Raw genomic sequence first — 26,854 nt, forward strand, 5'->3', positions numbered from 1 at the left:
TGATTATTGACTTCCCGCAACATATAACAGGATTGATGCGGAAACCGCCGCGTTAAGGGATTCCACTCCTTCTTTCATAGGTATGCTGACAGTGAAATCCAGACGATCACGAACTTCTTCTGAGATTCCGTGAGCTTCAGAACCTATAACTATGCCTGTGTTACCAGCTGAGCCTTTAATTTGTTCTATGGGGCCGCCGGAAGCTTCAGCTCCTATAAATGTACTGTTATCGGAGTGCTGCAGCATGAATGAGGGAAGATCAATGTCATACAGAAGAGATTCCTTCACATTGGCTCCAGCTGATGCACGTGTAACCTTGGGCGTGAAGGGAAAGCAGCAGCCTTCGCCCAGAATCACACTGCTGCAGCCGAATGCCGCAGCGGATCGAATGATTGTACCTGTATTCCCTGGGTCGGATATCCTGTCCAGCAGGAGAAAAGTCCCTTGTGGCTTCAATTCGCTCTCTATAATTTCAGGTAGTTTGCAGACAGCGATGATTCCCTGGGAGTGAGCTGTATCTGATATTTCAGAAAAAAATTTCGGAGGTATTTCCAGAACATCAATGCCTGCTTCAGATGCATCATTCGCGACAGCTCTGGAAGCAGAAGTGGCTTCCTCCGAGAGGATGATCCACTTCGGTTCATTACTCCTGAGATAATCGGCAACGAAGCGTGATCCTTCCATAAGAAAAGCTCCTTGTTTCATTATGTATGATCTGGAATGCAGACTTCTTGATATTTTCAGCCGATTGTTCGAACTGCTGGATATTTTTAAATACATATTGCTTTGTTTCTGTTAAATAGTGCCTGTCACTATTTAAGGATGTTTCTGATGATTGCTTCTATGTCTGCCTTTGGATAAGATCCTGTTAAAGACTTCAGGAGGTTAACATCCGGTGCTCTTCTCCTCATGTCTTCAAAGTCATCAGGATATGCTTCCTCGTATGAGATAAACCTGATCTCCGAATTTGAGCCTGATACTTCCCTTACTTTTTTCGCAAGATCACCAATCGATATCTCCTGCGTTGAACCAATATTGATCACTTTACCGATAGCCTCAGGATTTTCAACAAGGGCGACTATCGCATCGACAACTTCATAAACCAGGCTGAAGCTTCTAGTCTGTTCTCCATCACCAAAAACTGTAATAGGCTTCCCGGAAAGAGCCTGCTCAATAAATCTCGGAAGTACCATTCCATACCTTCCGGACTGCCTGGGACCAACCGTATTGAAAAGCCTTCCGATGATCACGGGAAGCCCCTTGTCCTTCCAGTAGGCCAGGGCAAGGAATTCATCTATCGCTTTTGAACAGGCGTAGCTCCACCGGCTTCTGCTGGTTGCGCCGAGGACTATATCCCCATCTTCACGAAAAGGTATGCTTTCACTCTTCCCATACACTTCGGAAGTGGACGCGATGAAAACTGGCGTAATGTCTCCACTTGCGGCCAATAAGATATTCTCTGTGCCCTTTACATTTGTTTCTATTGTCTCAACCGGCCTTTGTATGATGTTTTCCACACCTACAGCGGCTGCCAGATGTATGACTTTATTGCACTGGTGTACCATTCCGCGGGTGAGAGATTCATCAAGAACAGACCCGATAACGAATCTGAATGATGAATTGTCTGAGCATTCATCAAGATTTGAAAGGCTTCCTGTTGACAGGTCGTCCAGAACCAGAACACTGTTTCCCTTCGACAACAGGAACTCACAAAGATGTGATCCTATGAATCCGGCTCCACCTGTTACAAGGTAATCGTATCTTCGAGGTCCTGGCATACTTGTTCCTCTCTTAATGCGGCACAATGCTGAGAAGCACACCGGCAGCTATCGCGCTTCCGATAACTCCGGCAACGTTTGGTGCCATTGCATGCATCAGAAGATGGTTTTTAGGGTCATACTTCCGACCCTCTATCTCGACAACCCTTGCGGAATCCGGAACAGCGGACACTCCAGCCGCACCTATAAGGGGGTTGATCTTATTGTCACCTCTCAGGAAAAGGTTCATGAACTTCGCAAACAGCACGCCTCCTGCAGTCGCGATAGCGAAACTGACAGCACCAAGTACAAATATCTTCAAAGAATCGAATGTAAGGAAGTACATCGCCTGTGTGCTGGTTCCGACGGCAAACCCCAGTAGAATGACTACAATGTTGTTAAGTGAACCCTGAGCGCTTTTCGCAAGTCTGTCTGTGACTCCGCTCTCTTTTAACAGATTCCCGAAGAACAGCATTCCCAGAAGAGTAATAGCACCCGGCGCGATAAAAGAAGTTATCAGGAAAGCTATTATCGGGAACAGCATTTTTTCCGTCTTTGAAACATGTCTTACCGGTTTCATTTTACGCCTGCGTTCTTCATCAGTTGTCAGCAAGCGCATTATGGGGGGTTGTATTACAGGCACCAGCCCCATATAGGAATACGCGGCAATTGCTATTGCTCCGAGTAAAGTGGGCGACATCTGACTCGCGACGAAAATCGCGGTCGGGCCGTCTGCTCCTCCGATTATTCCAATCGATGCCGCCTCCTGCAGATTAAAGCCAAGCAGGAGAGACCCGAGCAGAGTTATGAATATTCCTATCTGCGCAGCCGCTCCAAGGAGGAGCAGTTTAGGATTGGAAAGAAGGGCGCTGAAATCAGTCATCGCGCCGATTCCCAGAAAGATCAATGGAGGAAAGAGACCGCTTTTCACGCCCAGATAGAAAAGACTGAATACCGAGTGCTGGCCTCCAAGAACATCCTGATACCCGATTGGCATGAGTTCAGGATTGTAGGGAATGTTACCCGCGATGATTCCGAATCCAATGGGAACCAGCAGGAGCGGCTCGTAGTCTTTCTTGATAGCCAGATAGATCATCACCAGACCTATAGCTATCATCACGATGTTCCCTATCTCCGCTCTTCCAAAACCTGTATCATCGAGATATGAAAGCAGATCCAGTCGCTGTCCGTTACCCTGAAGACATCCTGTAATCCACATGACCAGACTCGAAGAAAATGACATTCGTCAGCTCTCGATTTTCATTATGATGGCGTTTTCCAGAATAGTATCCCCTTCAGAGACAACTATTTCCTGTACAGTCCCTGTTATGGGAGATTCAATCTCATTCTCCATTTTCATGGCTTCCATGATGGCAACAGGCTGCCCTTCGGAAACATTATCTCCTTCTTTGACATGAATTTTCAGTATCAATCCCGGCAATGGCGCTATGACATCTCCCCCGGACAGAACTGATCCGGGTGCTGAGGTTCTGTCCGGAACTTCAGCAGCATTCATGACTTCATGTCTTCTCCTGATGACAGGTGTTTGGGATACTCTTCGCATCGGGGTTTCTACGCTGACCTGATAAGTTTTTCCATCAAGAACAATATCAACTTTATCATCGACAATTCTGCCGATGTCTACTGAATACGTTGTTCCGTCAATTGTTACCTTGTATTCACGCATTTTCTCGGCTCCTGTTCCACACCGATTCGGTTTTCTGGAGCTGTTCTGCTTTTCCAGCCAATCTCCAGGGAGAGTAAGGCTTTTCGTGAGTCTCCCATGTAAGTTTCATATTCTCAATCTGATCAAGGAAACAGAAGTGAGCATGAATCGCCGCGGATACCGCGGTAACCTCATGAGGGGAAAGGCGCCTGATATTTTTTCCTACGGAATTCTCTGACTTTCCTGTATTCTTTCTTAATCCAAAACCATCTCTGACCCACTTCTCCAGAGCAGGTAGAAAAAAGGACAGGCAGACAAGTCCGGAAAACACCGTAATCATGCCTACAAGGGCAATTCCAAACCCTCCATGAATATTTTCTGAGTTCGATTGAGCCTGTACTATAATCTGTATTATCGTTGCTGTAATTATCATAACGGGATATTCCCATGCTTTTTCGGTGGCAGGGTCTGCCTTTTGCCAGCAAGCATTTCCAGAGCTTTGATCAGTCGGAATCTTGTGTTAGAAGGCATTATCACATCATCAATGTAACCTCTAGAAGCAGCATCGTATGGATTGGCGAACTTGGACCTGTATTGGTCAACCAGTTCTTTCTTCCTTTGAACAGGATCATCCGCCTCTTTTATGTCATGATGGAAGATGATCTCAACAGCTCCGTCAGGACCCATTACAGCAATTTCCGCCGTTGGCCAGGCATAATTGATATCCGCGCGGATATGCTTGGAACTCATGACATCGTATGCTCCTCCGTATGCCTTCCTGGTAATAAGCGTGATTTTTGGTACTGTTGCTTCCGCATAAGCGAAGAGAAGTTTTGCGCCGTTTCTGATTATCCCGCCGTATTCCTGTGCAGTACCAGGCATGAAACCGGGCACATCCACAAAAGTCAGCAGCGGTATATTGAACGCGTCACAGAATCTTACAAATCGTGCAGCTTTGATGGAGGCGTCGTTATCGAGAACCCCTGCAAGGTAGGAAGGCTGATTCGCTATTATACCAACAGAGTGACCGTTCATCCTTGCGAATCCTATAATGATATTCGGAGCAAACATTCTCTGTATTTCAAAGAATTCTCCGTTATCTGTAACGGCTTCAATCAGTGTTCGCATCTCATATGGCTTATTCGGGCTGGCTGGAATGTATTCGTCCAGCCACATCTCCTGCCTGTCAACAGGATCAGTGCATATCACTCTGATAGGATCTTCCATGTTGTTCTGAGGCAGGTAACTGATCAGCTTTCGAATAAGAAGAAGAGCTTCTTCCTCATCCTCACATGCAAGACTGCAGACCCCGCTGCGCTTGCTGTGTATTGATGGTCCCCCAAGTTGTTCCTTTGTAACATTTTCTCCAGTTACTGTCTTCACAACGTTGGGACCGGTTACAAACATGTAGCTTATGCCCTTCACCATAATGGTGAAATCCGTAATAGCAGGACTGTATACAGCTCCTCCTGCGCAGGGGCCAAGTATAGCGGATATCTGAGGTATAACTCCGGAATAGAGAACATTCTTCAGAAATATCTTCCCGTAACCGGCAAGGCTTTCAATACCTTCCTGGATGCGGGCTCCTCCTGAATCGTTCAATCCTATCAGTGGAGCGCCATTCATAGCGGCCATATCCATTATTTTAAGAATCTTCTCGGCGAAAGTTTCTGAAAGACTTCCTCCAAAAACCGTGAAGTCATGGGAAAAAACATAAACCTGTCTGCCGTCGATGGTTCCGTAACCGGTAACCACTCCGTCTCCTGGAATCTTTTTCTTGTCCAGTCCGAAAGCTGTGGACCGATGTGTAACAAGCATGTCAAATTCCTCAAAACTGTCATGGTCAAGCAACAGATCGATTCTTTCTCTTGCAGTCATCTTTCCCTGAGCATGCTGCTTCTCTATCCTTTTCTCACCGCCGCCTTCAAAGGCTTGTTCGCGAAGAGCGCGGAGTTTGTCCGCTTTCTCAAGAGAACTCATTATCAGTTTTCCTCTTCCGCTTGTGCATGTTCGCATAATTCTGTGAGTACTTTTCCGCTGTCGGAAGGATGTACAAATGCTATTTTCGAACCTCCGGCTCCATCCCTGGGAGCCGCATCAATCATTCTGATTCCTTTTTCGATGAATGATTCTATTTCAGCCGCAGTACTGTCAACCGCATATGCGATGTGATGAACTCCCTGCCCTCTCTTCTCGATCGCCTTTGCAATAGGGCTTTCAGGCGATGTAGGTTCGAGAAGTTCTATCCGGGAATCGCCTATCGCAAACATCGCTACCCGCACTTTTTGCGTAGGAACTTCTTCAACACAAAGTAATTCCAGTTCGAGAACATCTCTGTAGAACGGAATCATCTTTTCAAGACTCTCAACAGCAATTCCGATATGATCAATCCTGCTTACTGCCATTATCCTTCTCCTGTATCCCCTCAAGGAATCCGCTGAACATCTCCCCTATCATGTAAGGTGTTGTTTTTCCAGAGAGTACTGATTCAATCGCTTTATTAATGCTGCCATATTCGCCCGAAATAAGCTTTTTCGCAAGTTCAGATCCTCTTTCCCTGATAATCCCATTCAGAATGAGGGTTGTTCGCCGTTTCGCATTATCCCGGCCTGCGACTTCAGACGAAAGCAGACTGTCTACGGTGCTGGCAAGATAATCGATTCCTTCCCCCGTCTGTGCGGAACACTTGATAACAGGAGGTCGTTTGGTTTGATCATCCATAAATTCAAGGCTGGCATTAACAGCTGTTTCAAGCTGTTCTATACCGGGTCTGTCCGCCTTGTTCAGAACGATTACATCAGCGATTTCCATAATACCGGCTTTCATGGTCTGGACTTCATCACCAAAACCGGGCACAAGCACAAGCAGAGTAATATCCGCGAGAGAGGCAACTTCCACTTCCGCCTGTCCTACCCCAACCGTCTCCACCAGTACAGGGTCATAGGAAGCAGCAGTCATCACTTCAAGAGCGTCCCGTGTTGCCCCGGAAAGACCCCCAAGGTGTCCCCTGCTACCCATACTCCTGATAAATACTCCCGGATCTGAAGCATGTTTCTGCATCCGCACTCTATCCCCCAGCAGCGCACCGCCGGAAAAAGGTGACGACGGATCAACGGCTATAACTCCAACATTCCGGTTGAGCTTTCTCCAGTATTCAATGAGCAGGTTCACAAGAGTACTCTTTCCCGCTCCTGGAGGACCGGTTACTCCGATGGTTTTTCCCTGCCTGTCCGGATTGTAAAGAGAGTGGAGTATCATGGAACTGGATGGGTGCCCGTTTTCCACCATAGAGAGAACTCGCGCCAGACCTCTGGTTCTGCTTTCCCTCACGTCTGTAATAAAACCTTCGATTTCCGCTGGAAGCGAATTTGCATCATAACGGATTTGCGCCATTGCGGGATTATCCTGACTGAAATTCGTTCTGAATAAATTCGATAACTTCAGTCGCGGCAGTTCCCGGAGTGAAGATAGCCTTGAATCCAGCCTTCTTCAGAGCAGGAATATCCTCCTCCGGAATAACTCCTCCTCCAAAAAGGATGATATCAGCAGCACCCTTTTCTTCAAGAAGCCTGGCTACTTCAGGGAACAGATAGTTGTGAGCACCGGACAGCAGAGACAAACCGATGAAATCGACATCCTCCTGGATGGCCGCGTTAGCTATTGCTTCCGGTGTCTGCCGAATTCCGGTGTAGATAACTTCCATGCCTGCATCGCGCAGAGCTCTCGCTATGTATTTGGCACCTCTGTCATGTCCATCAAGACCCGGTTTTCCTATCAGTATACGTATTCTGCGATCCATAATCGCCTCCGGCATTTAGTATTAATGCAATCCTGAATATTCAATATCAGAAAACTTCAACTGAGCACTTCCCTAAAGCTTTCTCAACCCGCATAATATAAGCATCTCTATTTCCTGTGCATAATCCCGACCTGGAGGTTGAATTATAACCTGCCGCATGATGCTGTTGATGAGAGATTGTATCTATTTGTAGCTCTCTATTATCTTTGAATGGAGGGGTTTGAATGTTCGGAAACATAGCTATCTGCTGCGGTAGATCAAGCCAGACCCTTGGAAACAGGATCTGTGAAATACTGGGACTTGATCCCGAGCCTGTTGAATTCATCCAGTTCTCCAATGGTAATCTTATGGTTAATTTCACAGGTGAATCCGTTCGGGAAAAGGATGTTTTCATCATCCAGTCCGGTGAAAGGTCGATCTTTCAGGACCGGGATCGGTCTTTCGGCAAAATATCGGGTGATATCATCGAACTGCTCCAGATGATCTATGCACTGAAAGACAGTGCCGGCAGGATAACTGCTGTTACTCCCTACTTTCCTTACGCAAGAAGCGATAAAAAAGATAAACCGAGGATACCTATATCCGCGAAGATGTTATTCGACCTGCTTGAATCCGTTCAGGCTGACAGGGTGCTAACCATGACCCTTCACTGCCCTCAGAGTCAGGGATTCAGCAATATCCCGGTGGACCAGCTTCATGCAGATGATGTATTTATGGAGAAGATATTGTCATTTGGCACAGAGAAACTGGCTTTTGTTGCTCCTGATTCCGGAAGTATCATGAACAACGATTTTCTTGCGATGCACACGGCGAGATCAATTAGAGAAAAGGGCGGTACTCCTGATATAGTAACAGGATACGTCAAGAAGATGAGGATTGATGATAGCGAAACACCACATGTAAGAACTGTTGAGGGAGTTGATGATCTCACCGGCAGAACAGTCATTATAAACGATGATGAAACGCTTTCAGGAAAAAGCCTTGTCATGTGCGCCGATATAGTGACTGAACGCGGGGCGGAGGATGTATATGCATTTGTCACCCACGGTATTCTTTCAGGGAATTCCGTAAAGCGAATAGAGAACAGCTGCCTTACAAAACTCTTCGTAACAGATACAGTTGAATTTGACACCGATGCTGCCGAGAAAGTTGTGACCGGCCCTCTGAAGAAGATCGAGACTCTCTCCGTTGCCAGAGTCTTTGCTGAGGCCATCAAGCGAATACATGAAGGCCGAAGCCTGAGTTCACTCTTCCTCGGAAAATAAGGATTCGGAACACGTCAACAATAATGCGAGTGCGGTAAGGTTACTAGCCGGATATCTAATTACATAGCTAAACATTCACTGTTTTTCTGAAAGAGAACTGTTATGAAAAGAAATATAATTCTCAAAATTTATGAGAAGCACCACGCAAAGGGTGTGGCAACCATGTGGTCTGAGAGTCGGGAGGGTTGGCCTCCCGGTTTTCTGGGCGCTTCCGAGTTCACTGCTGAAAGCGTTGAGATGGAAGAGCAATCATCCGGCAAGCTCTTTACTGTACTGGCTCTGGACGGAGACCGTGTGGTGGGTTTCTGCCGCACAACACCGTACGGAGGTGAGCCGGACGCCGCATATGTGGCTCTTGTAAATGTAGTTCCGGATCTGCACGGAAAGAAGATTGGCAAACGACTTCTTCTGGACGCTGTGGAAAGAACCGCATTAAAGGGCTTTTACAGAATTGACCTTCATACATGGCCTGCAAATCTCAAGGCTATGCCTCTTTACAAAAAGACAGGCTTCTTCTGGGTCCCTGATACTATGGTTTACATGCAGAACTACATGCCTTTTCTGATAGGAAGGCCGGAATTTAAAGAATTCCTGGATGGTGAATCATGGTACGACATTTTCGAGCGGGAACTGACAGTTGAACCGGATGAACAGAAAACCGATTCGGGCAGGGAAGTGTTCAAATATCGATTTGCGATCAAAGATAGATCCTTTGAGGCTGTGTTCGACAGAAGGGGAAGAATACTTTGCGCGATAAATGCCCCCGGCGTGACTGCTTCCATCGAGCGTGAAGTGGGGAAGATTTTCTTCGGCAGAGAAGTCAGCATAAACCTTGCAGGGGATTCACTGCCCGATAGAATTGATATGAAATCTCATGAATATCTTTCAGCTCCATCATCGGTCACGCTGGATGAAGCGACTTCGGGCTTTAAAATCGTTCATGAACCGGTAGAGGTTCCTGTACCTGAGAGGGATAGATCTCCCAGAGTATCAGCACTGATTCCAGGGAGAATTCCTGTGGAATTAGGGCTCGGGATAAGAGCTGAAGAGCCTGTATCGCTGCTTTCGCCTCCTGTCAGGAGGATACGGCAGGGACAGAGTGTGCTCGAGCTCGACCTCAAGAAACTTGCTGACGCCGATTCCGTGACTGTGCTTACTTCATTGAACGGTGAAAAGCTTCAGGAACAGAAATTCGGACTTGATGAATCCGTCTTTCAACGGATCAGAATTCCTCTCCCGGAATTGTCGAATGGAATTCACGAACTGGCGCTCAGGTTCAAGTTGTTCGATCAATGCGGAGCCGAGGAAAAACTCATCCTTGTATCCGGACCCTTTACAGGCATTCCTGAATCGAGAATCACAAGGAAATCAGCAGTGATTATCGGCAGGGATATTTCTATTGAGGTTGCCAGCACCGGAGCATGGACGTCCGTCTGGGGGCACGGTATGGACGATAAACCATCCAGACTCGGAGGGCTCAGACTTTACGCCGGTCCGCCTTACTGGAATTCTGACTTACCTCATCAGCTGTACAATTTCAAACTCGACGGGAATGTTATCAATGCAGGCACTGCCTGGTCTGCCAGACCAGGAATGGTTCATGAATGCAGTTTTTCACTTGATCCGGCAGGTTTCATCAGGGCTAGCAGTATTGTTCGGAATGGATCGGATTCAGTACAGAAAATCAGGTTTTCAGCTGTATGGGGCGGGGGTCAATCATTTACGCCCGGAACCGACGCTATCCCTCTGAAGGAAGGTGTCTACACCGGCAACAGGATATACAACCAGATCCCTGACTGGACCGAAGATCTCCCAAAAATAGTAGACGAACTCGGTGCACCATGGCTGGCTTTGTCCGGCCCCGACAGATCATTGATAGCTTACTTCCCTGACTGGTCCAGTCTTCGGTATGATCGACCCGAAACTGAGGAAATACTTATCAAACCCGGCGAATATGCTGAATCACCAGTATTGAAGCTGCTCTTCTCTGACGGCAATTTCGACTGTCTTTTCAGGAGAGCTACATCCCTTGGCTGGGAACTGGGAGAAACAGAGAAGCAATTCGGTTTTCTCAACCATAATATTACTCCTGTCATGCGGAATGGAGCAGAAGTAAAGCTTTCTCACCGCCTTCTTGGAAAGCGTAAAGCCGCCATTATTCTCGATGGTGAAGTGCTCTCTGAAGGATCTGTATCCAAAGAAACTTCCATCTCCGCTGCGATGTCCGGCTCCGGTTTCAGTGAGATCGACCTTGTGATGGCGGAAAGAAAGACCGTATATCCGGTTCTAATGCTACCCGAAACCGTTGAATCCACAGAACTTATCGAGGAAGACAAGATCCTTGTTCTTCAGAATGCGAGGATAAAGGCTCTGATAGACCCGGCAGAGTTCGGTCATGTATTCAGCCTGAAACTGGACGATGTGGAGTTTCTAATGTCCTCTCATCCGGGACCTTCGGACTTCGCCTGGGAGAAGCCATGGTTCGGGGGAATAATACCCAGGGTAAATACTTCTGGAGAGAAACCCTTCAGACTCGACACGCTAAAGCCTGAATGGAGCAGATTCGAGCTTGAAACAAACGGTCTGGCGGAGAAAGGCTGGGAACTCAGGTGGAAGATAGACCATAAGAAATACGGCTCATTGAATCTGACCTGGCGAGTCTCAATGTTCCCCGGTATTCCTGTTATCCGAACCAGTTTCTGTCCCGAGGCTCTTCACGAAACTTATTTAGGAGGTGAATTCGATGTCCGCGGTTTCCTCTCCCCTGGAGGAGAACATGAGAATGCTGTGTTCTCATCTCAAACCGAACCGCTCCTCAGGCAGGGAAGAAAGCATGCGGGATCGTGGTCTTTTGTCGGTGACTGGGCCAGGGTCGAGACGCCCGGAAAGGGTTTTGTCGAGGCATATTCTCTTGAAAAGGGTATTTTCTTCTCTGAAGACTACGCTGAACATGGTTGTCATCTTTCCGTTTTTTCAACACATGATAAAAAGAACATCGTGGAGATGCTCTGGCTGTTCGGCTCATGTGAAGATGATGACAGGCTCTCGAAAATCTTCAGAAAACATGGGGGCCGGGCCTAACATTTAAACATTTCCATCAAATTATCTCACTGGGATATGCACCAGAGCCAAGCTTATGGGGGACACGCAGCAGAGCCAGGTTTATGGGGGACACGCAGCAGAGCCTGCATGTCCCCTACTCTATTCGAGCCAGATTCTGCCCATTGTTGAAGCATCGAACTCTATTGGATAGATCCATGTCGCGTAGTCATCGTCAATTACTCTGTACAGATGCATAAACACGAAATCATCTTCGGGATCAAGCAGCGGTATGTTAAAGGCAGCTTCTATACACCAGTAGGTATCGTCTGTCATGACTACAATGGAATAGCCCTCTTCCCAATCCTCCCACTCTCCCTCAGGGGGAATGATAAGAGCTTCTGTTGTACCGTCACGCCAGACCTTGAGCCAGTAGAAGGTCTCACCGGAACTGAAAATAAATCCTGCGTAATCATCGCTTATGGATGAACTCCCCTGCATTTCCATGCAGAGAAACAGATTCTTTTCATCAGTTGCCGCTCTGAATCCCGTTCCGGGAAGATCTGATGGTTGCCCCTCCGGGTTGGCGAAATCCTTTTGAAAAACCCCTCTGTATTCACCTATAGATACTCTTCCATCAAGAACGGGTTCCATAACAAACGCATTTGCCCTGCGAAGAACAGGCCAGAAATACTCAAATGACATTTCCCTGTTTCGCGAACCATACTCCATTTCGATTGTTATAACCGGTGAGGGGTATGGACTGCCTTCGGGGGATTGAGTGAAATGGAGCTCAACAGGATCTTCCATTAGTTCTATCTCAAGAGTGTCAGGATGCAGGTTCCAGTTCCCCGAATTTACGCTCAATCGAATGGTTCTTGTTCGGTCTTCTACCGGACGTAATGTGAGAACTGTGGATTCCATTTCCATCTCCAGTTGTCGTCCTGCAATCATTTCATTCCTGTAGAGGTAGAACAGACTCATTTCTTCACCGGTATTGATACTCTCAGAGTAAACCCCTCTTGCATCAACTATGGCATAGGCTACAGAATCAGGCCAGATTGTCATCCAGCCGAACTGAGTGAAATTACCATGCTCCGGGTCAGGTTCCGGCACAGCGCTGCCGGAAGGTCCTGCTGATATGTAGAGAACGCCATCCTCGCGATCGGCGGCAAAGCGATGTATATGTCCACCCACTACTGCCAGCGGCCCTGATTCCGTCATGAGCTTCTTGAAATCACTCACCACATCCGGATCCTCATAAGACATGAACCAGAAAGGTTTGTGAGTTACAAGTATCCATGGTTTGTCCTTGTCAATCTCCTCTATAAAACTTTCTATAAGATCCAGATCATCCATCGACAGGCAGTCATCTCTTGATGTGTCCCATATGACAAATGTAATTCCGGATATTTCTTCGATCCGGGAGGGTTCGGTGCCGGTGTATTCCTTCCAGTAATTCTCTGTCTGATCGTTCCAGATGTCATTGTTTCCGGGAGTGAACACAAATGGAAAACGGGAGGTAAGTCTTTCCAGAACGGGAAGGATACTGTCCCAGTCCTCACATGCGGTCGCAACATCTCCGTTTCCTTCAACGAAATCACCAACTGAAAGCACTATGTCCGGAGACATCTCCACGATAGCATCGATGGCTATTTCAAATTCGTTATCATCGGGAGAACCAGTTCTGTCTCCAAAAACAGCTACCCTCACCGGAAAAGAAGCCAGAAGAATCAGTATTAATGTCACTATTCCCTTCTTTCGTTTTCAGGCAGATGGAGGCCCCTGATTGTTGCGACCCTGGCGGAAGAACTCTTTCAGAAGCTGAGATGACCTGTCCGCAAGGCATCCGCCCTTAACATCAGGATAGTGATTAAGGTTCGGCATCTCAAGGATATTCGTGACAGATCCAAACGCTCCAAACCTTTTATCCCAGGCACCATAGATAATTCTCGGTATGCGAGAGATCACAGCGAGTCCCGCGCACATAAGACAGGGTTCAAGGGTGGAGTACAGACTGCAATCATCGAGTCTCCAGTCTCCCCTTGCGGAAGCAGCAGCTGTTATCACAAGATGCTCTGCATGAGAAGCTGGAAGACCTGTTTCTCTTGTTCGATTCCGATCAGTAAAAATCCTTCCGGAAGATTCCACGAGTACTGCGCCTACAGGAACTTCTCCCTCCTTGAATGCCTCTTCTGCCTGTTCGAGTGCCAGTTCCATCCATTTAAGTTCATCAAGGATATATTCTATATCAATTTCCTCCAGCCATAATCGCTTCGATCTCATCAGGATACTTCGGAATGCTCTCTGAAAGCACTGTGTTTCCATTTTCTCCAATAAGAACATCGTCTTCTATTCTTATGCCGATACCTTCTTCTTCCGAGTAAAATCCTGGTTCCACTGTGAGTACCATGCCCGCCTTAAGCTCATCGCTGATAACGTTTTCATCATGTGTATCCAGCCCCAGATGGTGCCCGACAGGGTGGTAGTAAAAAGTCTTAATGTCCTCTTTCGTTTCAATGAAACCTTTTTTCATCAGAATCCCGGCGTAAAATTCTTCAACTTCAGAGTTCCACTTCGAATGCAGCTTCCCTGGTCGAAGCAGCCGTATTGCTTCCTCCTGAACCTCTATGACCATCAAAATATGTTCTCGCTGCCTGTCTGTGTACTTGCCATTCACAGGAACGGTTCTTGAAATGTCCGCATTGTACAGCTGTTTCCTGGCTCCGAAATCAAGGAGAAGCAAAGTTCCATCCTCAAGAGGTTTGTCATTATCTTCATAATGAAGGCAGGTTGCGCGGCTTCCACCGGCAATTATCGCTGGAAACGCGGGTGTTTTCTCCCCGTTTCGCATGAATTCGTACAGCAGCTCTGCTTCGAATTCATACTCGAGCATCCCCGGTTTCAGAGCTTTGATAGCGCGTATAAAACCCTTTCGCGAGAGCTCTATTGCCTGCCGCATCAGATCCAGCTCAACGGAGTCCTTGATCATTCTCATGCGAAAGACGGCTTTGGACAGCCTGCCAAAATTAAGATGCGGGTATGCTGCAAGCAGTTCATCTGCAAACCTTAACCTGCTGCCTTTTTCACCCGTAACACCGGCAATCGGATAATCAACAAGAACATTCTCTATACCCCAGCGCTGTATGATTCGGTCTATCCACTTCTTCACGCCTGTATTGAATGAGATGTTCTCTATTCCACTTCTTTCCTGAGCTTCTTCCTTTGTCAGAACAGATCCAATCCATTTTGCGTAAGTTTCGTCGTAGGCGTCAATGAACAGGTCTTCCCTGACTTCCATGTTCTTTCTCCTGTGTATGACAAGCCAGGTTCTTGGCTGTGTTATACCTGTCAGATAGACAAGATTCAGATTCGGTGTGTAGGGATAGTGCCCATCCGCACTGGAAGGTTTTGATCCGGAAGGGGGGAGGATCAAGGCGAACTCATCAGGCATTTCCTTTATCAGTCGTTGTCTGCGATCCGAGTATATCTCCGAACTGAACATTCTGATCCTCCAATATATGTTACTGTTACGTTAATATATCTGACAGTTTCCGTTTTGGAACATGGTGTCTGCCAAGTTCATCTCTCCAGTATTTTATATTCTCAAGTACAGTCTCCAGAATAACTTCTTCCCCGGAAACGCCAAGGGCTATCACAAGCTGAGGTCTGTAATTTTCGGGAGTATCTACTGCTTCTGCAACAGTTTTGCATTCAAAACTCATTATGATACATGAACCATAACCCGCTTCTCGCGCAGAGAGAACTATATAGGCCGCTGCAATTCCTACATCCATTCCTGTATAGGGCTTCTCCTCGTTTGGAGCATGAATCACTATATATGCTGCCGGTTTCTCTCCCTCTTCCGGGCCTGTCCAATCCTCAAGATAACCGGCCCACTTAAGTGCCGGAAAAATCTTTTCGCAATTATTTTCTGACGTTACAACACTGAATCGCAACACCTGAAGATTGGCCGCATTGGGAGCGAGTCTGGCTGAATCGACAAAATTGAAGACGTTTTCTCTTGAAAGTCTGACATTCTGTTTGAATCGTCGAAATGACCTGGTTTCCAGCGCAAGTTCCGAAAAACGCATTTAATCCTCCCGAAGATGGGGGCCGGGGCTAACATTTAAACATTTTTATGCGGGGACACGCACCATAGAGTGCCTGTCCCCGCAGGCCGAAGATAAAATGTTTAAATGTTAGCCCCGGCCCCCAATTGTGCTAATCCTTCGCGGCAACACTGACGTTATCAATCAGTATTGCCGGATATTTACCTCCCGTTATGGAATCATGAATGGTATTCTCGACATGCTCGATATTCTTCAGTATCTCGTAGACATTGCCCGCTACCATTCCATCCTTGACCCTTCCCCTGATCTCGCCATTTTCAACGTAAAATCCGGGGTTGAGTCCAACAGAAAAATCACCATTAAGAATGTTGCCTGAATGGGCGCCAAGAACTCCGTGAATGATGACTCCTCTGTCGATACTTGCGATCATCTCTTCAAAAGAGGTTTTCCCCGGCGATAATCTACTGCATTGAAGTGAAGGAGCCGGAAGTATCGCGATTGTCTCGCCTCCCCACATTCCGCTTCTGAATCCATTTCCTGCAGGTTTCTCGTTCAATTTTTCAGCGTAATCAAGATTGAGAATGATATCTTTGAAAACCCCTCTATCTATTATTGTGTGTTTCCTGGTTGGCACGCCTTCATCATCGAAATACTGCTGGGAAACGTCTTCCGGGTCGGTCGGGTCACCGTATAGCGTAAACTTTTCTGAAACGATCTGCTCGCCCAGCTTATTCTGAAGAGGTGATATTTTGTTGTAAAAAGACTTTCCAGACGAAGCTGCTGATAATCTCCAGATAAGTGTATACATCGCGTCAGACATGAACATGACCTTCATTCTGCCGGTGGGTATCTCAACTTCAGGCAAGCCTGCCAGATACATATTCACCAGTTTATCAAGTTCCCCCGTCGGAAAATCAGCTGTCTTCCTGCTCAGGAAGATCTTCTGAACTGAGGTCTCCGTGTTCGGAAAAAGCAGTGAAGTGAACGTGTACATAAATGAAGTTCTGCTTGAGACATCGAGTCCGCTCGTATTGACAATCGCGGTATCAGTGATACCTCGCCCTGTTCGAACATCAATCTGTCCCTCAATCTTTCCTTTAAGATGATCAAGCACTCTCTCCGATAGCGAATGAAGATCATGAAAACCCATCTCAGCAATAGATCCATCGGGAACCACAGGGCTGGGAATATTCGAGGGGGAGGGAAAAGAGAATCCAGCCTTAACATTTCCTTTGAGCGAACCAAGGGCATTCTCAACAAGTTCTTCTCTGTCAAGAAGATTCTTCGTGTAAGCTGTTCCTATTCTGCCATCCTTCAGCAGCCTGATCGCATATCCCGATTGAATTGATGCGGACAGATCCGTCGGAGTACCGTTTCTCATCTCGAGACCGCTGGAATCAGTGCGTATACTGTATACCTCTGCCTGATCCGACACTCTTGATGCTGTTTCCAGAAGTTTTTTCATGTCATACACCCCCTACTACCATATCACGAATGAGGACATGAGGCCCTCCAAGAGCAGATTTGATATTCAGCTGCCCTTTTCCGCAGCCTCCCCTTTCCGAAAGCGTCAGGTCATTTCCGACAGCTACAATATTCTGCAGTGTGGTGAACAGGTTGCCCATGATATTAATATCACGAATCATCGGACCGAGTTTTCCATTTTTCACGATGAAACCGTACTGTGCTCCAAATGTGAAATTCTCTCCACTTGTCTGACCGCCTTTACCATCAACGAGATAGAGTCCTTCATCGAGTTCTTCGAGCAGGTTGTCAAAGCTTTTCTCTCCGGGCTCAATATAGATGGTCCCCATTCTGATTATGGGTTCAAACCGCATATCTTCGGCTACCGAATGACCTGTTACCGGTTCTCCGTAAGCTTTTGCGGTACGACGGGAGTGAAGTCTTCCGGTCAGTACACCCCTGTCCATAAGGGTGACCGGTTTCACTTCGACACCTTCATCGTCGTATTTGTAGTAACCGATCTGATTCGGGATTGTTGAATCCGCAATTATTGTAACTTGTTCCGTACCTAGCCTTTCCCCAAGAGACATCTTCTTTCTGAGAGAGGGATTATCTTCAATGATATCCGCCTCACTGAAATGGCCAAAAGCCTCATGAGTAAATACGCCGGTTAGAAGAGGGCTGAGTATCACATTGTATGTGCCGCCTTTAACCGGTTCTGCATCAAGCAGCTTTCCTGCTATCCGCGCCCTTTTGACAAAATCTTCATTTCTGCCAAGAAGACGATTATATCCGTCAGCTCCGCCAATCGAGATTCTTATGTTCTGAAGCAGGCTGTCACGCTTTGCAATAACCTCACCTGCGATATTTGTTGTCAGTATCTCTTCCGAAACAGCAGATCCCTCCGAGTTGACGTAATACTTCTCCCTGCCGATTTCACTGTACGAAATATTAGTTGTTTCAATAGAAGGCTGCTCCAGCATAAGATCATTGTACATGCTGGTCAGAACTAGTTTCTCATCAATGGGGATCTCTCTGGGATCTCCATTCAGATTAATCTTGACTCTGTCCCGTACAACCGGCACCTGTTCCAGCGAAGATTTCCTGCCTCCTGTCTCAACTATTGTCTCAGCCCCTTCAACAGCGAGTTCCAGCGCCCGGCTGACATCTTCCTCCTTTGTTACCGTGGCGGTTGAGAATCCTCCACCTTTCAATACTCTTACGACATACCCATCAGTGTTGTTGGAGCCGATCTGCCTGATTTCCCTGCCGGTGAAACCTATGAGGGTGTGCCTTTTGATCTCGTACCGGATATCAACGAAATCCGCTTTAACTCCTTTGATCATATTTCTGAGTTTTTCGAGCATGAAATGCTCCTTCCAGATTGAACAGGATTAATAACAGTTGAATGAAAATTTTCCTGGTCAGCTATTTTTTCGGAAAATTCTTTGCATTCAGATTTCTAATCAGCAATGTATAATATATATAAGTCTTTTTTTTTCTGCGCGAGCGATTCAGAATATACAACCAGCTTCAAACTTGACCTGTTCAAGATATACAGGCATTATAACTGGAACTGTCCTGCCAAATTCATGTTACAGTAGAATGACGTACTTTTAATAGATTTTTTTCTTTGGAGGTTCATTTATGAAAAACCTGATAGTGATTTTTCTGCTTTTATGTTTCGTTTCCTTTTCAACCGCTGATCCGCCTTCTAGTTTTGACTTGCGCAATGTCTTTGGCGAGAACTATGTAACTTCTGTAAAAAGCCAGCAGGGTGGCACATGCTGGACCTTCGGAGCAATGTCAGCCATTGAGGGAAATCTGTTAATGACGGGTGTCTGGGCAGCATCGGGAGAGACCGGTGAGCCTGATCTTGCTGAATACCATCTTGACTGGTGGAACGGTTTCAACCAGTTCAACAATGATGATACAGACCCTCCCACAGGGGGCGGACTTGAGGTGCATCAGGGAGGTGACTACCTTGTGACTTCAGCATATCTCACCAGGGGTGAGGGAGCCGTAAGAAACATTGATGGTCAGTCCTTTGATACTGCTCCCGATAGATACCAACCAAGTTATCATTACTACTATCCAAGGACTATTGCATGGTACACTGCGGGAGCAAATCTTGAGAATATCAATGAAATCAAGCAGGTCATTATGGACCACGGTGTCATAGGAACATGCATGTGTTACGATGGCAGCTTCATGTCAGGCTATATTCACTATCAGCCGCCATCCAGCACACTTGATCCTAACCATGCCATTTCGATCATAGGCTGGGATGACGCGAAGGCAACACAGGCTCCGCAGCCAGGCGCCTGGCTCTGCAAGAACAGCTGGGGCACCGGCTGGGGGAATAGCGGATACTTCTGGATATCCTTTTACGACAAGCACTGCTGCCAGAATCCCACGATGGGTGCTATTTCTCTTCGCGATGTAGAGCCTCTTGAATATTCGAATATTTACTACCACGACTACCACGGATGGAGAGATACTCTTCTGACAGCAACTGAGGCATTTAACGCTTTCGTGGCTGATAATTATGAAACGGTGGAAGGTGTCAGTTTTTTCACTGCTGTGGATAACGTTGATTATACAGTGAAGATCTTCAATACTTTCTCTGGAGGAGAACTCCTTGATGAACTAACTAGTGAAAGCGGTACAGCTTCATATACCGGTTTCCATACCATTGAACTTTCAACTTCGGTAAATATTGATACAGGATGCGATTTCTATGTCTACCTGGAACTTCTGGATGGAGGCCAGCCCTTCGGCTGTACTTCAGATGTTCCTGTACTGCTCGGAGCAAGTTACAGAACCATTGTAGAATCATCTGCAAGTCCGGGTGAGAGTTTCTATCTTAGCGGCGCATCCTGGACAGACCTTACAACAGTGGATACCACTGCAAATTTCTGCATAAAGGCTCTGAGCAATCTTTCAGTTGGTATTGAGGGAGAGGATGATGTTCCCTCTGTTCTTTCGTTAGATCCTTTATATCCCAATCCCTTCTCCGCACAGGTTGTTATACCTTTCAATCTTGCTTCTGCTGGATTTGCGGAGATCTCTGTTTACGACCTCTCCGGAAGACAGATTAAGACCATTGCCGGACAGGAATTCATGGCCGGAGAATATACGGTCATATGGCAGGGCAGAGACACCAATGAGAACCCCGCAGCTTCCGGGGTTTACTTCGTACGTATATGGACAGAAGCCGGTTCTGTAACCAGGCAGGTAATGCTTATCAGATAAAATCACAGGAAACCGTGGGACACTATTAGCAGGGTCCCACGGTTCCCAGCAGTTGTCTGATTTTGTTCAACTTCGATTCCAGGAGATTCTCGTCAACCGCTTCAGCGACAAGGCGCAGATACGGTTCGGTATTGGAAGGTCTTATACTGAACCACCAGTCAGGAAATTCAATTCTATATCCATCGAAGTCATAAATTGCTTCCGGTTTCTCTTTTGAAGTGAAGTAGTCCTTCAGAATCTCCATTGCAGCCTCTTTATCATCAATCCTGAAGTTGACTTCTCCGGAGTTCGCGTAAGTCGAAATTGAATCGATCAGAGAGGAGAATGTTATTCCATTCATTTTTAACTGTACCGCAATATTCAGAACAATAAGCGCTGCAATCATACCGGAATCACAGTTGAAGAATTCGCTGAAATAGTAATGACCTGCCAGTTCTCCTCCATAAATAGCGTTCAGTTCCCTCATCTTCATCTTGGCATGAGAATGACCGACTTTCCACATGAAAGATCGGCCTCCAAGTTTTTCAATGTATTCGATGACACCACGGGAAGTTCTAATATCACACAGAACGTATCCCTTCCGTTCAAGAAGATAATGGAGTCCGATAACAGCAGTGATCAGATCAGGACGAACAAATCTCCCTCTGTCATCAACAAACATGACTCTGTCCGCGTCACCATCAAAAATAATTCCTATATCCAGTTCGTTTTCTATTACCAGGTCTTTCAGATCACTGGTGTTCCTTTCATCCAGAGGATTTGGAGGGTGGTTTGGAAAAGTGCCATCCAGAATATCGTAAATTACTGAAGGGGTGGATCCGAAAAGATCACGAACAAGTATTGAAGCCATTCCGTTTGAGCAGTCAATTCCGAAATTCAGATCTGAATAATCTCCGCTGAATTTTCTCAGAAACGATAGATATTCAACCTTGATATTCGCTAGTTCAAATACTTCACCTTTGAGTTCAGACGGTTCTACTATTTCATTTTCAACCATTGCTTCCAGTTCTCTAAGACCCGAATCGTATCCGACGGGAAGAGCTCCCCCGCGGGAAATTTTCAAACCATTGTACTCTCCGGGATTATGCGAGGCGGTAATCTGAACCGAGGCTTTAAATCCATGTTTAGCTGTCGCGAAGTAGACCATTGGAGTTGTTGCGAGTCCCATGTTGAAGACAAGGGCTCCTGCATCTGTGATGCCCTTGATGAGATTCTGAAATACCTCGGGTGTTGATTCCCTGCAATCGTAACCGACCAGAATTTCCTCTGCTGAAAGTAGTCCGGGAAGGAAATATCCTATCCTGTAAACTGTCGATCCGTCGAAATCTCTACCGTATACTCCCCTGATATCGTATGCTTTGAATACTCTCAATTCAAACCTCTCCTGGATCATCTGTGCTGTCTCCGGCGGTTTTTACATTTTCTGTCCTGCGAACCGCACCCAGCACCGTAAACACTCCCAGGATCACTGGGATATAGAGCAGGAAAAATCTCTGCAGAAGCGTAAATATAGGAAGCAGATTCCTTGATATAACAGAACTCATCAATGCAGCGGTTGTCAGTTCCGCTACTCCACTGGCACCCGGACTCGGGGCAAAGTAGGAGATAAAGAAAATGATCATATGTATTGCGATCACATCCATATATCCTCCTGTTCCGCCTATACCCCTCATAATGAAGTATGCAAGTGTAAACTTATTCAGGTACAGCACTCCTGTGAGTACGAAACTTTGTAAGACAACCATCAATTCCTTGTTAAAAAAGAATTTGCAGGCATCTCCATACTGTTCTACGAATCGACCGAACCATTCTCGCAGAGCCTCTGTCCTTTTTGCGATTCTGGGTATCCTGCTGAAGAAGCCTGTCAGAAAATGGAAGAACCTTTCAAAGATCGACGGTTTCAGCAATGCGGTCAGGACAACTATGAACTGAAGACAGAATACCACGAAACCCGCTATTATCAAATGATTCACAACATTCGATGAAAAACTTCCTCCAAGAAAAAGAAGTGCTCCGCCCGAGGCAATAATAAAGAAAACTATCGTCGATAGAAAATTAATAACACCAATTGACATTCCCCTTGCAACAGATATCCCCCCATTATACAGAATGAAAAGCTGTGCTGGACCACCGCCCGTCTGTGACGGAGTAACCGCACCCATGAAGATATTGGCAAGATTTGCCCTGAAGCTAAGCCTTGTGCTTGTACCCGGTTTCAGCTTACGGGTGAAAACATGAATCCTCAGCCCCCCGAGCCAGAGGTCAAGAAAGGAAAGGGGTATTATCAAAAGAAGATAAACAGGTTGCAGGTTTGAAAGAGCTTCAAAAGAATTTTCTGTATTCGAGTAAAGATAAATGAAGGCTAGTGCTGCTACTGAGATGAAGAGAAAAAGGATAATACCTTTTCTAATTGTCTTCCTGTTGAATATCCTGCTTGTATCCTCCAGGTCGAATAACGGTTTCTGCCTGCTTTCATTTACTGAGGACAGCGTGAATCTCTCGTTTCAGTGTTGATACTTTAAATGGTTTTGCGAGTCTTCCGGAAAAACCATAATCGGAGAAGTTAGATATTACAGGATTGTTCGAGTATCCACTGGATACTATAGCTTTTATTTCAGGATCTATTTCCCTGAGATATTTGATAGCTTCTTCCCCGCCCATCCCTCCGGGTATAGTTAGGTCCATAATCACAATGTCGAATGGTTTCCCAGAAGACATTTCTTTTTTATAAAGAGATATTGCATCTGCACCGTTGTTACATTCTGCAACTCTGTGTCCGAGAATCTCAAGCATACCAGTCAGAACATCTCTTATACCCGGATCATCATCCATAACCAGAACATACATCGAGCCATCAACCGGTTCATGATTCTCAAGGTCTTCAGTTAAAGCTTCTTCAACGAAAACACCAGTTGCAATCGGCAGATATACTGCAATTTCAGTTCCCTCTCCCTGTTCGGAGGATACCCGGATAGTGCCTGAGTGTTGGGAAATAATGGAATAGCACATAGAAAGACCCAGTCCTGTGCCGCCTGGTTTTGTTGTGAAATATGGATTGAAGATTTTTGCAAGATTCTCGGAGGAAATTCCTTCTCCAAAATCCTTTATTGAAGTAAGAACATAACTGCCTTTCTTCAGATTATTATCATCTTCTAGAATCTCCATATTTCTGCAGGTTATCTTGATTATTCCACCATCCGGCATGGCTTGAACTGAATTCAGAACTATGTTCTTGATAACTTGAGATATCTGTTCAATATCAACTTCAACAAAATCAAGATCGTCGTTAATGTCGAATTCCGCCAATATGCTGGACCCTCTTAACGCAAACTGCGCTGCCGTGCGAACGATATCCTTCAGATCAACTTTCTTCTTAACGGGAACTCCGCCTCTTGAGAATGTAAGAAGCTGTCTAGCCAGGTCAGCAGCAGCATCTGTAGCTGCTTCCGCCATAAGCAGCCGATTGCGGCTTTCTTTTTCATCAGTTCCGGATATGGCAAGCGAGATGTTTCCCTGAATGCTCATCAGGAGATTGTTGAAATCGTGCGCAATACCACCGGCCAGGGTTCCTATTGATTCCAGATTCTCAACTTTCTGCTGGTCTTCCTCTACTCTGCGCTGATTCGTGATGTCTCTGATTATACCTTCATTGTACTCGATCTCTCCACTGCTTCCTACTATTCCTTTTGCTGAAATGGAAGCAAGAAACGTGGTTCCATCCATTCTCTTCAGTTCCGCTTCGAAATTCTCAATCACTTTTTCACGATGTATCTTTTCTATTAAGTCCCGTCTTCTGTCAGCGTCAACATAAAGTTCCTGAACACAGATGTTTCCGAGATCCTCAACATTCGCGATCCTGAACATGTTGAACATCTCAGGGTTAGCGGAGAGAATGCGTCCACCTGGCTCCGATGTGGATCGGTAAATGGCAACCGGAATATTTCTGGAAAGCTCTCTATATTTGTCTCGTGTTACTTCGAGTTCTTCTCTTGTTTTAAACGATTCGGTGAGATCTACCGTCAGTGTAATGACTTTATCAACATCTCCATCTTCATCCTTGAGCGCATAGAAGTGGTGAGATATCCATTCAGTTCCTTCAAGGTAAGGATTAAGAAGCCTGAGCTGCGGTATGTAGAGCTCTCCACCTTTGCGATATATTTCCTCTACCGCCCTGATATAGTCCCCGAGATAGGAGTCTTTTTCATCCATTCTGAGTTCAGATCTTGGAATCATTTTTTTCAGCTGGTCTTCCTTTGTCTTCTTCCAGATTCTTCTCCAGGATTCATTTGCAATCAGAAGTGTTCCATTTCTGTCGTGAACAGAAATACCAATCGGTGAATTCTCTATCAGTGCTTCCAGGAACCCCTGTTTTTTTTGCAGCTCCTTCTCAATCTTTTTTCGATCCGGAAGTTCTCTGATCGAAATGAACACCGCATGACTGTTACGGTACTTGATTCCGGCCACGGACAGTTCTCCCTGAAAATATCCCTGGTTCTTACATACTCTGGCCTCAAGAATAAGAGCTTTCTTTAAAGCTTTCCCCTCTGCGCTGATTATTGAGAGCAGCTTACTTCTGTCATCCTGATGAAACAGCGTAACAGGATTGACGGAATAGATATATTCGCGGGTCTTTCCGATCATATTGCAGAAACTTGTATTTGTGAAAAGAATTCTGTCTTTACTGCAGATAAGAATTCCATCTCTCGTGTTCTCAATTGCAGCGCGATATCTTTCTTCGCTTTCTGCTGCCTTACTTTGTGCCTGAATCACTTCAGAGAGATCTTTCAGCACTACTATTCTATCATCAGTTCCTGGAATGAACGCGACATTTGCCTGCATCAGTCGAGATTCTTTCCCTGGAAGGATAACATGAAGGCTGTATGTTGATGGAGAATCACCGGATCCCGTTGCTCTGTTCAAGAAATATCCTCTTGCACGTTCGATATCCTCTTCTGCAACAAATCGGGACCAGTTTACTTTACCGACCAATTCATTTGTGCTGAATCCAACAATTTTTTCAAACTGCATATTTACGAACTGGATAATTCCATCTTCATCGATTATAACAATAAGACTATCAATGAGATCAAGAATTGTCTCGAGAACTTTTTTTCGTGAATTCAATTCTTCTTCAAGCTTTGACATCCTTGCTGTAACAGATTCAAGGTGTTTCAGTATCTGATCGTTATCTTCTTTTTGCTTCATTTTTTCACCAGGTTTCTTCCAGTCGTCTCAGCTGATAACAGTATTGTATTACTCCTGGTTCCAGAGAAGTTCACCTGCGAGTGAATCTAATGGTTTTAATAGTACAACCAATTAGTAATAATGTACTATTTTTGAACAGGTTAAATATATTGGTAACAGGCTTCTCCGTCATATGGGGATCTCTCTGTCTCTTGAATTTTCAATGCCTGACAGGATAATGGCTGTGAACATCAACAGACAACTGAATATTCCCTGTGGAGTTACGGTTTCTCCGAGCATAAGCCGACCGCCAATGAGAACGAATACCGTCTTCAGACTCATTACTATTGCAGCATGAGAGGGGTGAGTTCTCTTATGAGCAACAATCTGTAGAGTATATGCTATTCCTACACGGGTACGGGTATAATGATAGAAGTGTATTCTGAATCAACTGTATAATTCAGAAAAGGACTTGACATAAAATTATATGTTATTATCATCTAGATGCTATATGCACATAGATGAAAGGAACAGTATGTTGCGAAGAGGTCGAAGGGGATATGGAGCTCAGGATGGATGCAGACGGAGAATCAGAAGGTTTCTAGAACCATGCCTTCTTCTACTGCTTCATGCCGGAGAATCGCACGGTTACGAGCTTCTTGAAAACCTTGATCGCTTTGGCTTCGGCGGAAATCCGGCTGATTCCAGTACTATTTACCGAATTCTCAGAAGTTTCGAGGAGAGAGGGTTCGTTACATCAAAGTGGTCCGAGGGTGACTCGGGTCCTGCCAGAAGAGTCTACACTCTTACAGAAGAAGGTCATTTCTACCTTAATACATGGGTTATGGATCTTGAGGATACTGACAGAATTCTGCACAGTTTCTTTCATGAATATCACAATCATATGAAAGTCCATCATGCAAGCGATGGACAAGCAGAAAAGAGAAAGGAGTAATCATGCCAGCAGGAGATGGATCTGGACCTCGTGGAGAGGGGCCATTGACAGGGAGAGCTATGGGAAGGTGTGCTGGTTTTCCGGCAGGCGGATATGATTCGGCACCCGGTAGGGGAGCGGGAAGAGGGTTTATCAGATATGGTCGGGGAGGTGGAAGAGGTTATAGAAATCGTTTCTATGAAACGGGTCTGCCGCTCTGGCGTAGATATCCGCAGTACGATCCTCCCCGGGATCCTGAATTCGTTGAAACGGATTCCCTGAAGATACAGGTACAGAATGTCGCGGATACGCTTGAGTATATTGCCAGCCGCGTCAAGCAGTTGATAGAACGAAGAAAGGGAAAATAATTAGATGAAAGTAATAGTCAGTTCACTTGGGAAGGATCTTGACTCAAAGA

Annotated in this window: 24 protein-coding genes; 5 read left to right on the top strand and 19 right to left on the bottom strand. The window is 45.9% G+C overall.

The window, feature by feature from the left end; translation table 11 throughout:
* Positions 1 to 3: 3 nt before the first annotated feature.
* The 9 genes from K8R76_11400 to K8R76_11440 all read right to left on the bottom strand — a co-directional run bounded on the left by K8R76_11400 (position 4) and on the right by K8R76_11440 (position 7,222).
* Positions 4 to 684 (bottom strand): RNA methyltransferase, encoded by a 681-nt coding sequence (locus K8R76_11400; protein ID MCD4848779.1) that lies wholly within the window; start codon positions 682 to 684, stop codon positions 4 to 6.
* Between the two features lie 128 nt (positions 685 to 812).
* On the bottom strand, positions 813 to 1,778 hold the full coding sequence (locus K8R76_11405; protein ID MCD4848780.1) for a GDP-mannose 4,6-dehydratase: 966 nt from the start codon (positions 1,776 to 1,778) through the stop codon (positions 813 to 815).
* 13 nt (positions 1,779 to 1,791) lie between these two features.
* Positions 1,792 to 2,976, bottom strand: coding sequence for a sodium ion-translocating decarboxylase subunit beta (locus K8R76_11410; protein MCD4848781.1), 1,185 nt, complete (start codon positions 2,974 to 2,976; stop codon positions 1,792 to 1,794).
* Between the two features lie 27 nt (positions 2,977 to 3,003).
* The gene (locus K8R76_11415) at positions 3,004 to 3,444 is read right to left on the bottom strand and encodes a biotin/lipoyl-binding protein (GenBank protein MCD4848782.1); all 441 of its coding nucleotides are present in this window, start codon (positions 3,442 to 3,444) and stop codon (positions 3,004 to 3,006) included.
* The gene (locus K8R76_11420) at positions 3,437 to 3,856 is read right to left on the bottom strand and encodes an OadG family protein (protein ID MCD4848783.1); all 420 of its coding nucleotides are present in this window, start codon (positions 3,854 to 3,856) and stop codon (positions 3,437 to 3,439) included. The genes K8R76_11415 and K8R76_11420 overlap by 8 nt, the downstream gene beginning before the upstream one ends.
* Positions 3,853 to 5,403 (bottom strand): acyl-CoA carboxylase subunit beta, encoded by a 1,551-nt coding sequence (locus tag K8R76_11425; protein MCD4848784.1) that lies wholly within the window; start codon positions 5,401 to 5,403, stop codon positions 3,853 to 3,855. The genes K8R76_11420 and K8R76_11425 overlap by 4 nt, the downstream gene beginning before the upstream one ends.
* Before the next feature lie 2 nt (positions 5,404 to 5,405).
* On the bottom strand, positions 5,406 to 5,828 hold the full coding sequence (gene mce / locus K8R76_11430; protein MCD4848785.1) for a methylmalonyl-CoA epimerase: 423 nt from the start codon (positions 5,826 to 5,828) through the stop codon (positions 5,406 to 5,408).
* Positions 5,809 to 6,816, bottom strand: a complete 1,008-nt coding sequence (meaB, locus tag K8R76_11435; GenBank protein MCD4848786.1) for a methylmalonyl Co-A mutase-associated GTPase MeaB — start codon at positions 6,814 to 6,816, stop codon at positions 5,809 to 5,811. The genes mce and meaB overlap by 20 nt, the downstream gene beginning before the upstream one ends.
* A 7-nt stretch (positions 6,817 to 6,823) precedes the next feature.
* Positions 6,824 to 7,222, bottom strand: a complete 399-nt coding sequence (locus K8R76_11440; protein MCD4848787.1) for a cobalamin B12-binding domain-containing protein — start codon at positions 7,220 to 7,222, stop codon at positions 6,824 to 6,826.
* Positions 7,223 to 7,446: 224 nt separating this feature from the next.
* Here K8R76_11440 and K8R76_11445 point away from each other — a divergent pair, with 224 nt between their 5' ends.
* Both K8R76_11445 and K8R76_11450 read left to right on the top strand, forming a co-directional pair.
* Complete coding sequence (locus tag K8R76_11445) at positions 7,447 to 8,487, top strand: ribose-phosphate pyrophosphokinase (GenBank protein MCD4848788.1); 1,041 nt, start codon at positions 7,447 to 7,449, stop codon at positions 8,485 to 8,487.
* Between the two features lie 102 nt (positions 8,488 to 8,589).
* Positions 8,590 to 11,568, top strand: coding sequence for a GNAT family N-acetyltransferase (locus K8R76_11450; GenBank protein MCD4848789.1), 2,979 nt, complete (start codon positions 8,590 to 8,592; stop codon positions 11,566 to 11,568).
* 120 nt (positions 11,569 to 11,688) lie between these two features.
* Here K8R76_11450 and K8R76_11455 read toward each other — a convergent pair whose 3' ends face one another.
* The 6 genes from K8R76_11455 to K8R76_11480 all read right to left on the bottom strand — a co-directional run bounded on the left by K8R76_11455 (position 11,689) and on the right by K8R76_11480 (position 18,430).
* Positions 11,689 to 13,275 (bottom strand): metallophosphoesterase, encoded by a 1,587-nt coding sequence (locus K8R76_11455; protein MCD4848790.1) that lies wholly within the window; start codon positions 13,273 to 13,275, stop codon positions 11,689 to 11,691.
* An 18-nt stretch (positions 13,276 to 13,293) separates the two neighbouring features.
* On the bottom strand, positions 13,294 to 13,746 hold the full coding sequence (locus K8R76_11460; GenBank protein MCD4848791.1) for a nucleoside deaminase: 453 nt from the start codon (positions 13,744 to 13,746) through the stop codon (positions 13,294 to 13,296).
* A gap of 31 nt (positions 13,747 to 13,777) precedes the next feature.
* The gene (locus K8R76_11465) at positions 13,778 to 15,031 is read right to left on the bottom strand and encodes an aminopeptidase P N-terminal domain-containing protein (protein MCD4848792.1); all 1,254 of its coding nucleotides are present in this window, start codon (positions 15,029 to 15,031) and stop codon (positions 13,778 to 13,780) included.
* A gap of 25 nt (positions 15,032 to 15,056) precedes the next feature.
* Positions 15,057 to 15,620: a nitroreductase family protein gene (locus K8R76_11470; protein MCD4848793.1), complete on the bottom strand. Its 564-nt coding sequence runs from the start codon at positions 15,618 to 15,620 to the stop codon at positions 15,057 to 15,059.
* Between the two features lie 130 nt (positions 15,621 to 15,750).
* Positions 15,751 to 17,064, bottom strand: a complete 1,314-nt coding sequence (locus K8R76_11475; GenBank protein MCD4848794.1) for a TldD/PmbA family protein — start codon at positions 17,062 to 17,064, stop codon at positions 15,751 to 15,753.
* A 1-nt stretch (position 17,065) separates the two neighbouring features.
* Positions 17,066 to 18,430, bottom strand: coding sequence for a TldD/PmbA family protein (locus tag K8R76_11480; protein ID MCD4848795.1), 1,365 nt, complete (start codon positions 18,428 to 18,430; stop codon positions 17,066 to 17,068).
* Between the two features lie 280 nt (positions 18,431 to 18,710).
* On the opposite strand from K8R76_11480, the gene K8R76_11485 reads away from it, so the two are divergent.
* Positions 18,711 to 20,318 carry a T9SS type A sorting domain-containing protein gene (locus K8R76_11485; protein MCD4848796.1) on the top strand — a complete coding sequence of 536 codons (1,608 nt, stop codon included), beginning with the start codon at positions 18,711 to 18,713 and terminating at the stop codon, positions 20,316 to 20,318.
* Between the two features lie 25 nt (positions 20,319 to 20,343).
* Here K8R76_11485 and K8R76_11490 read toward each other — a convergent pair whose 3' ends face one another.
* From K8R76_11490 to K8R76_11505, 4 genes are all read right to left on the bottom strand, one after another.
* Entirely contained in the window at positions 20,344 to 21,690 is a 1,347-nt protein-coding gene (locus K8R76_11490) for a phosphomannomutase/phosphoglucomutase (GenBank protein MCD4848797.1), read from the bottom strand.
* A gap of 1 nt (position 21,691) precedes the next feature.
* Complete coding sequence (locus K8R76_11495; GenBank protein MCD4848798.1) at positions 21,692 to 22,807, bottom strand: flippase-like domain-containing protein; 1,116 nt, start codon at positions 22,805 to 22,807, stop codon at positions 21,692 to 21,694.
* Positions 22,791 to 25,523, bottom strand: a complete 2,733-nt coding sequence (locus K8R76_11500) for a PAS domain S-box protein (GenBank protein ID MCD4848799.1) — start codon at positions 25,521 to 25,523, stop codon at positions 22,791 to 22,793. The genes K8R76_11495 and K8R76_11500 overlap by 17 nt, the downstream gene beginning before the upstream one ends.
* A gap of 168 nt (positions 25,524 to 25,691) precedes the next feature.
* Positions 25,692 to 25,943: a DMT family transporter gene (locus K8R76_11505; GenBank protein ID MCD4848800.1), complete on the bottom strand. Its 252-nt coding sequence runs from the start codon at positions 25,941 to 25,943 to the stop codon at positions 25,692 to 25,694.
* Positions 25,944 to 26,037: 94 nt separating this feature from the next.
* Between K8R76_11505 and K8R76_11510 the strand changes: the two genes are divergently transcribed.
* Positions 26,038 to 26,457, top strand: coding sequence for a helix-turn-helix transcriptional regulator (locus K8R76_11510; GenBank protein MCD4848801.1), 420 nt, complete (start codon positions 26,038 to 26,040; stop codon positions 26,455 to 26,457).
* Positions 26,458 to 26,459: 2 nt separating this feature from the next.
* Positions 26,460 to 26,804, top strand: coding sequence for a DUF5320 domain-containing protein (locus K8R76_11515; protein MCD4848802.1), 345 nt, complete (start codon positions 26,460 to 26,462; stop codon positions 26,802 to 26,804).
* The last annotated feature ends 50 nt before the right edge of the window (positions 26,805 to 26,854 follow it).

This window comes from Candidatus Aegiribacteria sp. (assembly GCA_021108435.1).
In the GTDB taxonomy this organism is placed as follows: Bacteria; Fermentibacterota; Fermentibacteria; order Fermentibacterales; family JCC-6; genus Aegiribacteria.

Coding starts and splice junctions, on each gene's coding strand:
- K8R76_11405 (MCD4848780.1), bottom strand. CDS start 1,778: ATGCCAGGACCTCGAAGATACGATTACCTTGTAACAGGTGGAGCCGGA.
- mce (MCD4848785.1), bottom strand. CDS start 5,828: ATGGCAGTAAGCAGGATTGATCATATCGGAATTGCTGTTGAGAGTCTT.
- K8R76_11440 (MCD4848787.1), bottom strand. CDS start 7,222: ATGGATCGCAGAATACGTATACTGATAGGAAAACCGGGTCTTGATGGA.
- K8R76_11460 (MCD4848791.1), bottom strand. CDS start 13,746: ATGGAACTGGCACTCGAACAGGCAGAAGAGGCATTCAAGGAGGGAGAA.
- K8R76_11485 (MCD4848796.1), top strand. CDS start 18,711: ATGAAAAACCTGATAGTGATTTTTCTGCTTTTATGTTTCGTTTCCTTT.
- K8R76_11420 (MCD4848783.1), bottom strand. CDS start 3,856: ATGATAATTACAGCAACGATAATACAGATTATAGTACAGGCTCAATCG.
- K8R76_11410 (MCD4848781.1), bottom strand. CDS start 2,976: ATGTGGATTACAGGATGTCTTCAGGGTAACGGACAGCGACTGGATCTG.
- K8R76_11425 (MCD4848784.1), bottom strand. CDS start 5,403: ATGAGTTCTCTTGAGAAAGCGGACAAACTCCGCGCTCTTCGCGAACAA.
- K8R76_11445 (MCD4848788.1), top strand. CDS start 7,447: ATGTTCGGAAACATAGCTATCTGCTGCGGTAGATCAAGCCAGACCCTT.
- K8R76_11450 (MCD4848789.1), top strand. CDS start 8,590: ATGAAAAGAAATATAATTCTCAAAATTTATGAGAAGCACCACGCAAAG.
- K8R76_11465 (MCD4848792.1), bottom strand. CDS start 15,031: ATGTTCAGTTCGGAGATATACTCGGATCGCAGACAACGACTGATAAAG.
- K8R76_11415 (MCD4848782.1), bottom strand. CDS start 3,444: ATGCGTGAATACAAGGTAACAATTGACGGAACAACGTATTCAGTAGAC.
- K8R76_11515 (MCD4848802.1), top strand. CDS start 26,460: ATGCCAGCAGGAGATGGATCTGGACCTCGTGGAGAGGGGCCATTGACA.
- meaB (MCD4848786.1), bottom strand. CDS start 6,816: ATGGCGCAAATCCGTTATGATGCAAATTCGCTTCCAGCGGAAATCGAA.
- K8R76_11400 (MCD4848779.1), bottom strand. CDS start 684: ATGGAAGGATCACGCTTCGTTGCCGATTATCTCAGGAGTAATGAACCG.
- K8R76_11475 (MCD4848794.1), bottom strand. CDS start 17,064: ATGAAAAAACTTCTGGAAACAGCATCAAGAGTGTCGGATCAGGCAGAG.
- K8R76_11480 (MCD4848795.1), bottom strand. CDS start 18,430: ATGCTCGAAAAACTCAGAAATATGATCAAAGGAGTTAAAGCGGATTTC.
- K8R76_11470 (MCD4848793.1), bottom strand. CDS start 15,620: ATGCGTTTTTCGGAACTTGCGCTGGAAACCAGGTCATTTCGACGATTC.
- K8R76_11510 (MCD4848801.1), top strand. CDS start 26,038: ATGTTGCGAAGAGGTCGAAGGGGATATGGAGCTCAGGATGGATGCAGA.
- K8R76_11500 (MCD4848799.1), bottom strand. CDS start 25,523: ATGAAGCAAAAAGAAGATAACGATCAGATACTGAAACACCTTGAATCT.